This is a genomic window from Petroclostridium sp. X23 (assembly GCF_030013905.1).
GTDB lineage: Bacteria > Bacillota > Clostridia > SK-Y3 > SK-Y3 > X23.
Window position 1 is genome coordinate 864,239 of the sequence record NZ_CP124862.1, and the last position, 14,135, is coordinate 878,373.

Annotated in this window: 13 protein-coding genes; 2 read left to right on the forward strand and 11 right to left on the reverse strand. The window is 35.8% G+C overall.

The window, feature by feature from the left end; genetic code table 11:
- Window positions 1-19 precede the first annotated feature (19 nt).
- The 10 genes from QKW49_RS04285 to QKW49_RS04330 form a co-directional block, all read right to left on the reverse strand.
- Entirely contained in the window at window positions 20-826 is an 807-nt protein-coding gene (locus tag QKW49_RS04285) for a mycofactocin-coupled SDR family oxidoreductase (protein ID WP_282866334.1), read from the reverse strand.
- Entirely contained in the window at window positions 826-1,368 is a 543-nt protein-coding gene (locus tag QKW49_RS04290) for a hypothetical protein (RefSeq protein WP_282866335.1), read from the reverse strand. The genes QKW49_RS04285 and QKW49_RS04290 overlap by 1 nt, the downstream gene beginning before the upstream one ends.
- 360 nt (window positions 1,369-1,728) lie before the next feature.
- Complete coding sequence (locus QKW49_RS04295) at window positions 1,729-3,108, reverse strand: HAMP domain-containing sensor histidine kinase (protein WP_282866336.1); 1,380 nt, start codon at window positions 3,106-3,108, stop codon at window positions 1,729-1,731.
- Window positions 3,101-3,802 (reverse strand): response regulator transcription factor, encoded by a 702-nt coding sequence (locus QKW49_RS04300; protein WP_282866337.1) that lies wholly within the window; start codon window positions 3,800-3,802, stop codon window positions 3,101-3,103. Before QKW49_RS04300 ends, QKW49_RS04295 begins: the two co-directional genes overlap by 8 nt.
- A 66-nt stretch (window positions 3,803-3,868) precedes the next feature.
- Window positions 3,869-4,084, reverse strand: a complete 216-nt coding sequence (locus QKW49_RS04305; RefSeq protein WP_282866338.1) for a heavy metal-associated domain-containing protein — start codon at window positions 4,082-4,084, stop codon at window positions 3,869-3,871.
- Between the two features lie 213 nt (window positions 4,085-4,297).
- Window positions 4,298-4,561 carry a metal-sensing transcriptional repressor gene (locus QKW49_RS04310; RefSeq protein ID WP_282866339.1) on the reverse strand — a complete coding sequence of 88 codons (264 nt, stop codon included), beginning with the start codon at window positions 4,559-4,561 and terminating at the stop codon, window positions 4,298-4,300.
- Window positions 4,562-4,650: 89 nt separating this feature from the next.
- Window positions 4,651-4,863 carry a copper ion binding protein gene (locus QKW49_RS04315; RefSeq protein ID WP_282866340.1) on the reverse strand — a complete coding sequence of 71 codons (213 nt, stop codon included), beginning with the start codon at window positions 4,861-4,863 and terminating at the stop codon, window positions 4,651-4,653.
- A gap of 100 nt (window positions 4,864-4,963) precedes the next feature.
- Window positions 4,964-7,423 (reverse strand): heavy metal translocating P-type ATPase, encoded by a 2,460-nt coding sequence (locus tag QKW49_RS04320; protein ID WP_282866341.1) that lies wholly within the window; start codon window positions 7,421-7,423, stop codon window positions 4,964-4,966.
- Window positions 7,424-7,536: 113 nt separating this feature from the next.
- Window positions 7,537-8,157, reverse strand: a complete 621-nt coding sequence (locus QKW49_RS04325; protein ID WP_282866342.1) for a class I SAM-dependent methyltransferase — start codon at window positions 8,155-8,157, stop codon at window positions 7,537-7,539.
- A 158-nt stretch (window positions 8,158-8,315) separates the two neighbouring features.
- Window positions 8,316-10,004 carry a methyl-accepting chemotaxis protein gene (locus QKW49_RS04330; RefSeq protein ID WP_282866343.1) on the reverse strand — a complete coding sequence of 563 codons (1,689 nt, stop codon included), beginning with the start codon at window positions 10,002-10,004 and terminating at the stop codon, window positions 8,316-8,318.
- Window positions 10,005-10,857: 853 nt separating this feature from the next.
- Here QKW49_RS04330 and QKW49_RS04335 point away from each other — a divergent pair.
- Window positions 10,858-12,279: a M23 family metallopeptidase gene (locus QKW49_RS04335; RefSeq protein WP_282866345.1), complete on the forward strand. Its 1,422-nt coding sequence runs from the start codon at window positions 10,858-10,860 to the stop codon at window positions 12,277-12,279.
- Between the two features lie 94 nt (window positions 12,280-12,373).
- On the opposite strand, the gene QKW49_RS04340 is transcribed toward QKW49_RS04335, so the two are convergent.
- On the reverse strand, window positions 12,374-12,721 hold the full coding sequence (locus tag QKW49_RS04340) for a four-helix bundle copper-binding protein (protein ID WP_282866346.1): 348 nt from the start codon (window positions 12,719-12,721) through the stop codon (window positions 12,374-12,376).
- Window positions 12,722-13,020: 299 nt separating this feature from the next.
- On the opposite strand from QKW49_RS04340, the gene QKW49_RS04345 reads away from it, so the two are divergent.
- Window positions 13,021-13,980 carry a multicopper oxidase domain-containing protein gene (locus tag QKW49_RS04345; RefSeq protein ID WP_282866347.1) on the forward strand — a complete coding sequence of 320 codons (960 nt, stop codon included), beginning with the start codon at window positions 13,021-13,023 and terminating at the stop codon, window positions 13,978-13,980.
- Window positions 13,981-14,135: the final 155 nt, after the last annotated feature.

A 14,135-nucleotide genomic window follows, 5' to 3' on the forward strand; every position in this document is an offset into this window, starting at 1 on the left:
TCCTCATTTATAATAATATTTATCTTGTTAATAAACCGGCATCCAAAACATATTGTGACCCTGTTACAAATCTTGATTTTTTACTTGAAAGGAATAGAACCGCATTTGCAACATCTTCAGGCTCAATCCACGGAACAGGTAAGAGGTTTCCTGCTGAACGCTCTGCAATTTCTTGCGGTGTTGCTCCTTCCATAGCAGCCAAGCCATCATTCATTGGTGTATTAACACCGGTAGGATGAATGCTAAGAGCCCGGATATTATGAGGTGCCAATTCTATTGCCCATGATTTCGTAAGCCCTATCAATCCCCATTTTGATGCGGCATAATGTGAAAGCCGTCCCATTCCCCTAAGCCCTGCTATCGAGGAGTTGCTAATGATAACGCCTGATTTCTGTTTAATCATTTGAGGTATTATGCGGCGCGCTACCAGCCACGCTCCTTTAAGATTGATATCTACCATAGCATCCCAAGCCTGCTCTGTAAGTTCATGTGACAGTCCATATGCACATATACCGGCGTTATTAAAGAGTACGTCAATCCTTCCAAACTTTTCAATTGTTTCGCTTACGGCTGAACTAATAGCTTCATCATCTCTTACATCTCCAGAAAAAATGAGACATTCTGAACCGATAGCTTCTACTTCCTGTTTCAAAGATTCAAGTTCTTGTGAATTCCCAAACGTATAAGAGGGATATTCAATTTGCTTAGCCACATCAAATGCAGCTATATTAGCACGTTCTTTTGCAAAAGCGATGGCTGTAGCCCTTCCTTGACCGTGTGCTGCTCCCGTAATAAAAATAACCTGATTTGAAAATTCCCTTTCCATTACTTATCGCTCCTTTTATGATTCATCTGGTAATCTCCGAGGTATTCATCTAACGGTACCCGAAGAACGTTATTAAATGTATTAGTTGCTATCATGATACCGGCAAAAGCTGTTAGCAGTACAATCTCCTTTTGATTGAAAAATTTATTTAATCCTTCATAAATATCTTTTGAAATATTATTAGGATTTTCTACAATTTGTCTTCCAAAGTCAACAAGCAGCTTTTCTTTCTCGGAAAACTCAAGTTGGTCAGGATTTTCTCCATTATCAATCAATATTTTTCTAAAAAATGTAGAACAAATCAGACAATCATTTTGAGTAGATATTGCATGAGAAAAAAGAATAACCTCTCGTTCATTAAGAAAACTCTTAATTTCATCTCTTAGCGTGTACCATTCCATATATGCCTTAAAAGCAGGAACAGAATGGAGGAGCGTTCTTTTCATATTCGTAATTCTTCCGTTTTTTTCAATCTCACCATCATATTCGTTTTTGACTGTTTCTGACGATGTCTCGTACTCTACCATAGATATGTAACTCATTTTTTTATGCCCTCCCCTTGTTATGTATTGACTCAGAATCCTACCATACATTAAATTTAATGTATGGTTAAGTTTTATTGAATAGTTAACCATATAATAAATCCTTAGTATTCCGATATGTTTTATATGTTATAATATTACTACCGATACTATTCTCTGTCAAGTACATAAACTTAAAAATTATGATTAAATCATGAACCCCTCCCTTACATTTTTTTATTGAATCTGCGACTAAATCTTCCACTTGAACTACTCCATATAAAACAAGGCTAAATATAAATGAACCTGGAATAAGTTTTACGTTCAAAAACTATTCACAGGCTCAAAAATGGAGTTGCTTAAACTGTAACTAGATAACAATTATGAAGGCTTAGGAAAGCTTATCATTACTTTGGTTCCTTTACTTACTTCACTTTCAATTTTTACAGACCCTTTATGTGCCTCTATCAAGGCTTTAGTTATAGTTAACCCTATACCTGTTCCTCCCGTCTCTCTGCTGCGGGAAACATCACCTCTGTAGAATCTCTCAAAGATATGAGATAGATCTTCTTTTGAAATACCGACTCCTGTATCTTCTATCAGAATACTAAACTTATCTTTTAATTCCGTTAACCTAACTATAATCTGCCCTTCCTCATTCGTATACTTATATGCATTGGATAACAAATTGATAAAGATTTGATTGAGTCGGTCTGCATCTCCCATGATCTCGATATCACACTGAATATATTTCTTGATTTTAATATCTTTGCTTATTAATAAAGGCTCAAAGTTGTCTACAACATTATTTAGAATTGAAGATAAATTGACCGGCTGTAAATCCAACTTAATTTCTTCACTTTCAATTCTGGACAAATCAGACAAATTCTTTATAAGCTTGGTCAACCGCGTTATCTCATCGTGTATACCCAATAACTTTTCTTGTGTCGGCTCCCACACCCCATCCATGAATGCTTCTATATGGCTTTGCAGCGTTGCCAGTGGCGTTCTTAGCTCATGGGCGATATCGGTCGTTAATCTTTTTCTCAGCACATCTTGATATTCTAATTTTTCTGCTAATTCTTTGATGGATATAGACAAATCATGCAATTCAAAAGTACCTGTATTTACATCATGCAATTGTGAGTACCTTTCATTTTCTATCAATTTAGCATTTTCTTTAATTGAATAAATAGGCTTCAAGAATTTTTTGGATACATGCATACTTAAGATTCCGGCAAGTATCATCGAAAAGATAAAGGCGGCAATATAAACCCCATTAATGGTATATACAAAGCCTCTATCCTGTGTGGTCACTAAAATACTTTGGGGTCTCCCTACCGATATAATCCCTAGCTGCTGTTCTTTATAATTCATAGGATAATCTTTATATACTACATTTGTCTTTGAATAAGCTTTTCTATCAATCATCCCACCCATCATTCCATGCATCATAATATCGGATGTGCCGCTTTCCCATACTACTTGGTTGTCATTGGTCTTAAGCTTTATATCTATCGCTTCGCTATAGGAATAATGTAATATATTCATAAGCGAACGTTCGTCTAAAATTCCCCCTCCATCTTCATACAGTCGCTCAATGTACTGCACCAGCTTCTGGTCATCTTGGAGCCTGGATGCCTTCACGTAATTTGTGAAAAAATAATTCATACTAATATTAGAAACTATCGTAATAAAGAGTACCGATATAATTGCAATAGAAATAAAGTATTTTCTTAACTGATTGTTAATGTTAATCATGACTATTCCCTACAAACTTATACCCAACACCATATACCGTAACAATATATTTCGGATCTTTTATATCGTCCTCAATTTTTTGCCGAATATTTTTTACATGTGTATCAATGGTCCGGTCATACCCTTCAAAATCATATCCAAGTGCAATACTGATCAATTGACTTCGTGAGAATATTCTTTGAGGATTCTGTGCTAAAGCAACCAAAATGTTGTATTCATTGGGTGTAAGATATACCGTTTCTCCTTTCTTTTTGACTTCATGCTTTGGCAAATCAATTTCCAAATCACTATTATTAAAGGATAAGATATCTGCAACCATTACATTACCCTTTGTTCTTCTTAAGATCGCTCTGACTCTTCCTACCAATTCTCTAGGACTAAAGGGCTTAGTCAGATAGTCATCTGCACCGATATACAATCCATTAATTTTATCTGCTTCACCACTCTTTGCAGTAAGCATCAATATAGGTACATCCGACTCTGTACGAAGTATTTTACATATTTCTTCTCCGGATAAGTCGGGAAGCATTAAATCCAGTATCACAAAATCCGGCTTAATCTCCCTGAATAATTCAATGGCCTTTTTTCCTCTATCAGCAGTATATACTTCATATCCTTCCACTGCCAAATAGTCTTTGACAACGGCCAACAATTTCACCTCATCATCTACAACCAAGACTTTTTCACTCACCATTACTACCTCCTATATGCGTGATACTGTTTAATTATATCTGCTTATCTTATATTCATCAATCTATATTTATACCTTCCCTGTTAATATAGCCTTGTTAACAATTTCAGTAATTTTTTCTCTGTCAATATTTTCATCACTATACACTATTTTTATTTCTTTCTTTTCCAAATTGATATCAAGCTCTTGTATACCATTCATTCGGCTAAGTGCTTTTGCAACATTTAAAACACATTTATGGCATAGCATATTACTTTGTTTTAATCTTACCGTATGAGTTTTCATACCCTATTCCTTCTTTCTAACAATACGCGCTAACAATACGCGCTAACAATACGCGGCTTATAATAACGGAAGTAATTGCGTAAGCAATTACAACACACCATTTCAACGATGCGAGAGATATGCTCACCGCCTGGAAAGTGTAATTGGAACCCGCCACCTATAGAGGTGAGGGACATCTTATCGCCTCGTTATAACTTCAATAATATATGGAGTTTACTTTGCATACTTATCGATTATCTCAATAATCTCATCTATCTTTTCATCCCCATGTCCTTCTTCAAAAGCGTGCTTCACACAACTCTTAATATGTTTGTCTATAATTTTGAGATTCGCTTTTTTTAATAATGCTTGAATAGCTAAAATTTGCTTTGATACATCTACACAATATCTGTCATTTTCGACCATCTTTATAACTGCTTCTAGCTGCCCCTTGGATGTCTTTAACAAATTGAGTACCTGCTTATCCGTATTTTGCATGCTACTCACCCTTTTCTATGCAAATTTACATTAATATCTGCAACACCTATATATTTTAAAAGGACTGACTCAAAGTCAGCCCCTCTACATTATCCTTCGATTTTTACTACTTCATATCCGGCATCATCAATGGCAGATTTGAATTTTTCATCTTCAACCTCATGGGCTAATTCTACTGTGGCAAACTTTTTCTGCAAATCAACTGAAACCGCCTTCACTCCGCATATTTCCTTTAACGCCTCCTCCACATGCCCTACACAGTGGCCGCAGCTCATTCCCTCAATATAAATTGTCTTTGTCACTCAAATCATCCTTTCTTATATTATAATTTGTGGTTCATCCACTTCCAGAGGCTTGCAGAAGATTCACCTGCTGTAAGCCTCCAGTTGTGAATACCATATATTAATGCAAAGGCTTAAATCTTTTAAGCCTTAAAGCATTCGTCAATACGGACACCGAACTAAATGCCATGGCACCAGCCGCTATGATGGGGTTCAATAATGGACCTCCAAGTAAATATAATAATCCCGCTGCCACAGGAATACCGGCAGTATTATAGGCAAATGCCCAGAATAAATTTTGCTTGATATTTCTTATAGTCTTTTTACTTAACTGCAATGCTGTCGGTACATCCATCAAGTCACTTCTCATTAATACGATGTCTGCTGACTCCATTGCCACATCAGTTCCGGAACCAATAGCAATTCCTATGTCTGCTTGTGCTAGAGCTGGTGCGTCATTGATACCATCCCCTACCATGGCAACCTTCAAGCCTTCTAGTTGAAGCTTTTTTACTTCATTTGCCTTATCCTGAGGCAGTACCTCTGCAAGTACTCTGTCAATTCCTACCTGTTTGGCAATAGCTTCTGCCGTCCTTCGATTATCCCCTGTAATCATTGCAACTTCTATGCCCATCTTATGCAGTACTTCTATTGCTCTTTTACTGCTTGGCTTCATAACATCCGCTACTGCGATAATACCTGCCAGTTTATCTTCAATAGCAATAAACATCGGAGTCTTACCTTCTTCTGCCAGCTTATCAGATTCTTTTTGCAACGTAATTTCAATCTTTCTATCATCCATTAACTTCTTGTTTCCAAGAAGCATCTGCTTTCCTTGAATCTTTACTTCTATACCATGTCCCGGTATTGCTTCAAAATGTTCTAGGTTTAAAAACTCTAAATTCAGTTCATTTGCTCTGTTAACAATTGCTTCTCCCAGCGGGTGTTCCGATCCTTTTTCAGCTGACGCAGATAACTGCAGCAGTTCTGTTTCATTAACAGTGCCAACCGTGACAATATCCGTCACCTTCGGCTTCCCTTCGGTAATAGTACCGGTTTTATCAAACACAATCGTCTGAATCTTATGCGCTGTTTCCAATGCTTCTCCACCTTTTATCAATACCCCATGTTCAGCACCTTTACCAGTTCCAACCATAATGGCAGTAGGTGTTGCTAAGCCTAGGGCACAAGGGCACGCAATAACTAGTATAGCGATAAATATAGTAAGTGAGAAAATTACCGACATTCCCGATAAATACCATGCCACCCCTGCTATGATTCCAATTGCGATAACTACCGGTACAAAGTACCCGGAGATGATATCTGCCATCTTCGCTATAGGCGCTTTGGAGCCTTGTGCATCTTCTACCAGCTTAATAATTTGTGATAACGCCGTATCTTTTCCTACTTTTGTAGCTTTGAATTTAATTGTTCCGTTTTTATTTATACTTGCACCAATGACCTTGCTGCCCGGATTCTTTTCAACGGGAATACTTTCACCTGTGAGCATAGATTCGTCCACTGAAGTTCTACCCTCTACTACTTCTCCATCCACAGGAATCTTTTCACCCGGTTTTACAAGAATAATATCTCCAACTTCTACTTCCTCTATAGGAATGACAACTTCTTTTCCATCATGAATAACCACGGCTGTTTTTGGTGCTAATCCCATCAGTTTCTTAATAGCTTCAGATGTCTTGCCTTTTGTAACTGCTTCCAGATATTTACCAAGCATGATTAAAGCAATAATAACTCCTGCTGTTTCAAAATACAAATCATTTGCATATTCTATATTGCCTTGTATAATTTGATATATTGCATAAATACCGTATAAAAAGGCAGCACCCGTTCCCATGGCTATGAGTGAATCCATATTGGGTTCTCGGCGTATGAGTCTGCTAAAACCAACAGTATAAAACTTATACCCTGCTATTACAACCGGGATTGCCAATATCAACTGTATCATACCAAAATTAATTGGATGCATTTCCGGCATAATGATCCCGGGTAATGGAAGTTTCAACATATGTCCCATTGCAATATATAGAAGAGGAACTGTAAATATTGCCGATACCCAAAATCTTACCCAAAGAGACTTCATTTCTTTTTCTCTGCGTTCTCTTTCCTGGTCTACCTGCTCACCCGCTTCTATTTCCAGCGCCTTATATCCCGCCTTAGCAATGGCGTCTTTAATTTCTGATATTCTCGTCTTTGAGGTATCATATACCACCTTTGCTTTTTCCGTTGCAAAGTTGACATTTACTTCAGGTACGCCAGGTAACTTCTTTATGGATTTTTCGATTGCATTTGCGCAGGACGCACATGTCATGCCTGAAATAGGAATAATAATTTCCCTAATATTTTGATTTTGCTCTTCTTGAGCACTATACCCGGCCTTTTTTACTGCCTCTTTAATACTATCAATATTGGTCTTGCTTTCATCATATTCTACCGAAAGCTTCTCTGTAGCAAAGTTTACATTGGCTGCTTGAACACCTAGTACTTTACTAACACTTCTCTCAACTGCCTTTGCACACGATGCACATGTCATACCTGTGATACTAAACATTTGTTTTTCCATAAATCACACCACCTTTATACTATTCCCACCCCACATGGGGTGGGGTTATGCCTTGTATTGTATCATACTATTCCGATATGTCAAGTATATATTAAATTTTATTATTATTTATTCTATTTAGTATTAATAATAGTAATTTTCTTTACTATATCAAGCATAAGATCTGTAACCTGAATTCTTGAAAAACCTGCTTTTAGAATATTGTCTACTGTTCTCCTATTGATGTTGGCACCATATGTGCCAACTACAAGCGGATTGAATATGTCCATGAGTATTCCTAATATTTCTTTCTCACTTCTCACATGCTCAAGCATAATTATCTTTCCGTTATTTTTGCATACTCTTCTGACTTCTCGTAATCCTCTAATTGGATCAGGTACGGAACAGAAAACGCAAGTAGTGAAAACAGTGTCAAATGTATTGTCCTCGAAGTCCATACTTTGAGCATCCATTTGCATCAGTTCAATTTTTTTACCCAATTTGTCAGCTTTTTGCCTAGCTTTATCCAACATCTTACTGCTAAAATCGATTGCCGTTATATTTGCATTATCTGGATAGTATTCAATGTTTTTTCCGGTTCCTACCCCTACTTCAAGTATCTTTCCGGATAATTCTTCGAAAATTTCTTCCCGCCACAGTTTCATTTTTGCACTATCCATTAATTTTTCCATGAAATCATATATTCCAGACACACGATCGTAACGCTTCTGGATTTTCTCTGTTAACACATCCATCTCTATCCCTCCTCTCATTATCTTTACTTTTATTATTTTTATCATACCGCTGAATTATGAAGATGTTGTGTAAAAAATGTGAAGATCTTGTGAAGATGCTTGTAAACTGACAAAAAAACAGGCCTATTCAGATCTGGCCTGTTTTTATATGTTTCATTTTATTGAAGCTTGAATTCACTTACTAACCCGTTTAATTGTTCCGCCGACTCATTTAGGAATGAGGCAGTAGTACTTAATCCTTCAATTATATCCGTTTGGGTAGATATACTTGCCGCCACTTCCTGCGTCGCTGCTGTTATTGCAGTATTGCTACCATTTATGGCTTTCATTGCTGCAGATAGTTTCTCGTTTGACATACTCTGTTCCTCGATGCTTGCCGCAATACTTTGTATCCTTTCATTGATATTGCTTACCCCCTCTATAATATGCTGAAGCTGCGCATACATGCTTTCAACCATCTTATTACCTTGCCTTATATTTCCTCCAACATCTATTGTTGCTTGCCTTGTATTATGGACCAAGTCCTGTATGTTTTTAATGATATTCTCAATAGTCTTCGCAGACTGATTATTGCTTTCGGCAAGTTTTCGGATTTCTTCAGCTACTACACCAAAACCCTTGCCATGCTCTCCCGCTCTTGCTGCCTCAATAGCTGCATTTAATGCAAGCAAGTTGGTTTGGTCTGTAATGGACTTTATTGTATCAATGATTTCACCTATTTCTCCTGCTTCATGTCCGAGCTTTTCTGCAATTCTAATTGTGTTTGATGAAATTTCTTCAGTCTTTTCCATTTCAAGTTTTATATCTAACGTCAATTTCCCGCTCGCTTGTGCAAGCTTATTAATATTATCCGCCTCAAGGCTAACCTGCCGTGCATCGGCTGCAGAAGCTTGGGAAGCCTGCGCAATTTCTGATATATTGGCAGTGACGTCATTGATTGAGGCATTTATTTTTTGAGTATCCTCCGCTACTCTATCCATGTGGGCATTGATCATAGAGATACCGCGAGTAGTTTTTATCCCCCCATCATTTAATTGCTCTGAACCCTGTAATACAGCAGATGAATTCTTTTTTATATATAAGACCATATTCTCCATGCTATCCATAAAATTGTTAAAGGACTGTGCCATTTTTGCTAATTCATCTTTTGATTTGACATTGATTCGCCTTGTCAGATCACCCTGACCTTTCTCCAAGTCTTTAAATATTTCAAGGAAATTATTTATTGGCTTGGTAATACTGCCAGCAAGCATAATGGCTATAAGGAGTGCTATAATTATTATTATAGCCGCCAAAGCGATGCCTGTGTTCTGGTTCATTGACATATGCATCTGTATGGTCATTAAGTCTTTATCCATGGAAGTTTCCGTTTTCTTTTGAATTTCATCAAGCTTTATATATATACTGTCAACCATTTCATCAAATTCAGCCATCATTTTATTTCCTTCTTCATGGCCATTTTTTATGTATATATCCGCCATTTCTTTGCCATAGCTATACAGCTTATCAATCTGAATATTTAATTGCTCCAGTTCAGACTTATATTCTGGATTAAGGCTGGCAAACTCCTCAGAATTCTTTTTATAAAGAACATAATACTCTTCAGTTTCTTTTAAGTGTGCAGTATTCTTTGATGCACTTACATCAGTCAAATACTGGCTTACCTGCACAATATTATTCTTCATTTGGCTTGCATACTTAAAGCTTGCAATAGTTTTTTCCCTTATATGCATGATATGCGTTTTACTATCGTTATATATGTACAGATTATAGATAGTGCTTATAATTATAACGACCAGTATTATAGAAAACCCCATGATAAGTTTTTTTCGTATCGTGTTAAACATTCATACGCCCCCTTATTCTAAAAATAATAATAAATAATTTGATATATACTCGTTAACTCCTATATAATTTTTACCTATCTGGCAAGTATTTTGCTAATCTGTGATTAATATAGCATTTAATTATGTATGCATTATAAAGAAAATTTGAACATTTTCTGATCAGATTACGACATATGCTACAGCGGAACTACTTGCAGAATCAAACAAAAACTAAGCCTGACAATCAAACACGTCAGGCTTAGTTTTTGTTTAATTAATATAGTTTTAAGCTGATAGATTAAAACCTGTAACAAGAAGCCAGATGAATTTGTTTTTAGAAATAGATATTAAACTCAGTCATAAACTATTTCTTATCTAATAATTGTCGCTACTAAGCTCCCATTTATCTTACTTTTTACCCTCACCCATACACTTTACTTTTCCCTTGGATCTCATAATACATTACAATTGTGAAGATGTTGTGAAGAAATAAAAGTTTTTTAATCGATACATTATATGCCAAGTAATGATTATGTAATATTCTTAATAATTTTGTAATATTTAATGCGAATTGATGAAAACAGAAGATATATCTCAATAAACTAATATAATCATATTTACTATGTATGGACACATGGTATAAAAACATGGTAAACTGCTTACAATTCATAAAAACTTTATTATTTTACTACTTTTCCTTTGTAACTTAATAATTCTATTTATATATTCTCATTTTATTCTATACTATTTCCCCCTCACAAATAGTGCTTTTATGGTTCTTTGTACTTTACTTTTAAATTTGATAGTATTTAAATAATACAATGATGTGTCTATTTAGTTTGATATTAGTTGTAAAATAGGGGGTATATAGAAAATGTCTAAATTGTTAAGCAATTTAAATCATAAAATCATTCTGGCATTGGTATTGCTGACTTTTGCACTTATTGCATCAGTTGTTTCCGCATTCTATTCAGATAATTCTGCCTACGCCATGAAAATAGACGATAAAGTAATAGGCATTGTAAAAGATAAAAACGAAGCATATAAGTTACTCGATGACATTAAAGACGATTTAAAAAATCAATTAGATATGAAAATAAAAATTCCAGAAAAAATTTCTGAACAAAGAGTGTTTGTATCATCAAATGAACTGACACCTGTATATAAAGTAAAAGAAAATATTAAGAAAAATATTAGTATTCAGGTGGAAGCGTATGCAATAACTGTGAATGGCAAAGACTTGCTGTTCTTGAAGGATGAACTGACTGCACAACAAGTTCTTAACATGTTAAAAAATGAATATCTGAAAAGTATGGATGACACAGAAATTAAAGAAATAGAATTTATAGAACAAATTAATATCATTAAGAAGGATACGTCTGCAAGCAATGTAATGGACCTGGAAAAGGCTTTAGAATTTATTCTCAAAGGTGAAAACGCTCCTGAAAAGTATACTGTTCTAGAAGGAGATACGATTTGGGATATTTCTATCCAAAAGAACATAAGCATTGATACTATAGAACGGCTGAATCCTGAAATTGATATAGACAAGCTTCAGATTGGACAGCAGCTTAACCTTTCTGCTCCCAAACCTTTTATCAACGTTCAAACAGTACAGATAAGTATTTCAGAAGAAAACATTCCATATAATGTAGCATATGAAGAAACAGATAAACTCTATCTCGGAGAAAAAAGCATTAAAAAAAGCGGTAAAAACGGTAAAAAAAACATACAAGCTGAAATCACCAAAATAAACGGAATTTTGACTAACATGACTATCATTAAGGAAGAAATTACTCAACAACCGGAAGATGAAGTCATCGTTAAAGGTATAAAGCAGAGACCCCGTACATCCGTGACTGTTTCCAGAAGTGGAGTTACCCGCCCACAGACCAATGTGCCCGGTGGAAAATTCCTGTGGCCTACACCGGGTTATTATAATATTACATCTCCTTTTGGCAATCGCTGGCACCCGATATTGAAAAAATATAAGATACATACCGGAATTGACACATCAGCACCCTCTGGAGCAGATGTCGTCGCAGCTAATGACGGCAAAGTGGTTGTATCGGAAACGCATGCTGCCTATGGAAAACGTATTATCATTGATCATGGCGATGGATTTTCTACAATGTATGCACATAATAGCAGCTTGCTGGTAAAAGCAGGACAGGAAGTGAAAAAAGGACAGGTTATCGCCAAAGTTGGAAGTACAGGATGGTCTACCGGCCCTCATGCTCATTTTGAAATACTGGTAAAAGGTAAGCCTGTTGACCCTATGTTTTATTTCCGATAATAATAGAAAACTTATTGATACTGATGACAATTTGAAATAAACTCTCGAAAGCAATTTATTAGAGTACTACCGCGATCTAAATATTTTATACTTTTTATGCACCTGCCATTTTTCTGCATTCATCAGCACAAGTCCGGCAAACATTTGCACATTTTTGACAGTGATCATCTTTAAACATATCACATTCTGTCGCGCATTTATCACAAATAGCAGCACAAAGCTTGCAAAGATCTTTTGCATACTGCGCATCCATCGCCATGTATGCGGATGAAAGTTCACAAATCTTAGCACATTCCAGAAGTATGCCAATGCAAGCTTTTCTTGCAGCTGCATCAGGCTCATTCAAACATGCCTTTAGACATTCAAAACACGCTTGAAAACATTTGTTGCACGCATCTATACATGCCTGGTATTTGTCGGTTGTGTTAGTTACTACTCCCATTTACAACATCCTTTCTTACTATAATTTCTTTAATCGCTTACAAAACATAGTATCACCAAAACTTTTAATTTTATATTGAAAATATGATACATTTTCTTATAATCTTTATATACTTCTTGATTTATAATTATTGGAACATTTAGTGACAAGCTTTTATGCATTTATATAAGATCTAGAAAATAGTGTTTGACGCTGAAAAATCAATAAAGGTAACAACTCTGAATCTGAATTAATATATTATACTATCTAGTAACTTTATGTAACTATATTTTATCCATCATTTGAAAGGAGTAGTATATATGGCAATACAAGTCCCTTTATCATATCCATATTCTATGACTATGCAATCAAACACCATAAACAATTGGGAAGACAGAATTATGGCTCCAGATTTAACAATTGCTGAATATCGGGTTGATAATAATATACGGCATTTTCATCTCACAGCAGCGCCCATAAAGCATAATATTTTATCAAACCTTACAATCGAAGCCCTTGGTTATAATGGCTCTACACCGGGACCTTTAATTATTATGAAACAAGGCCAGTGGATTTATCTTACCGTAGAGAATCAAATGGACGAACCTACCGCTCTGCATGTACATGGATTGGCAAAACCAAACCCTGAAGACGGGGTTCCTGAAATAACACCTTCGACTCCGTCAATTGCACCTGGAGAATCATACACCTATAAGTTTTTATGCTGGCAAAGCGGCACATTCTTCTATCACTCTTCACAAGCTTTTCAAGTATCTCAAGGCTTGATAGGACCATTTATTGTGTTGCCGGATTCTCAACATACAAATCCTTATACGGTACCATACCTTGACTATATATTGTTATTACAACAATGGGAAATCCCTCAACCGGAGTTAGGCAAGGTATTTCCAGGTACTTATAAGCCAAATAAGTTTGATAGAAACCCAAACTACTTCACAATAAATGGTAAAGCCTTTCCTGATACTTCCCCTATTTATGTAAGGTACGGTCAGAAAATAAGAATGAGATTTATAAACAAGTCCAGTTCAGCCCACTCTATGCACTTACATGGGCATGATTTTAGAATCACTGCCATAGATGGCTTTAGCAGGCCCGGATTTATGAGTGATACTATTAATGTGGCAGCAGGTATACGATGGGAGGTAGAATTTTGGGCAAACAATCCAGGAATTTGGCCGCTTAACGGCTCTAAAACATTCCACCAGTCTAACAATGGAGAAACCCCGGGAGGTATGACTTCAAGAGTCATTTATGTATAAGATAAGTACTCTAATATTCAATAAAAATAGCTACCTTGCCTCTCAATTAAAAAGAAATAGTTTCTTTACAATTTTTAGTCTACTAATTTACTTTAGTAATCTTTTTACTCTATTCTTAAGACAACACATTAAGAAAACGAAATGGACGTAAATGT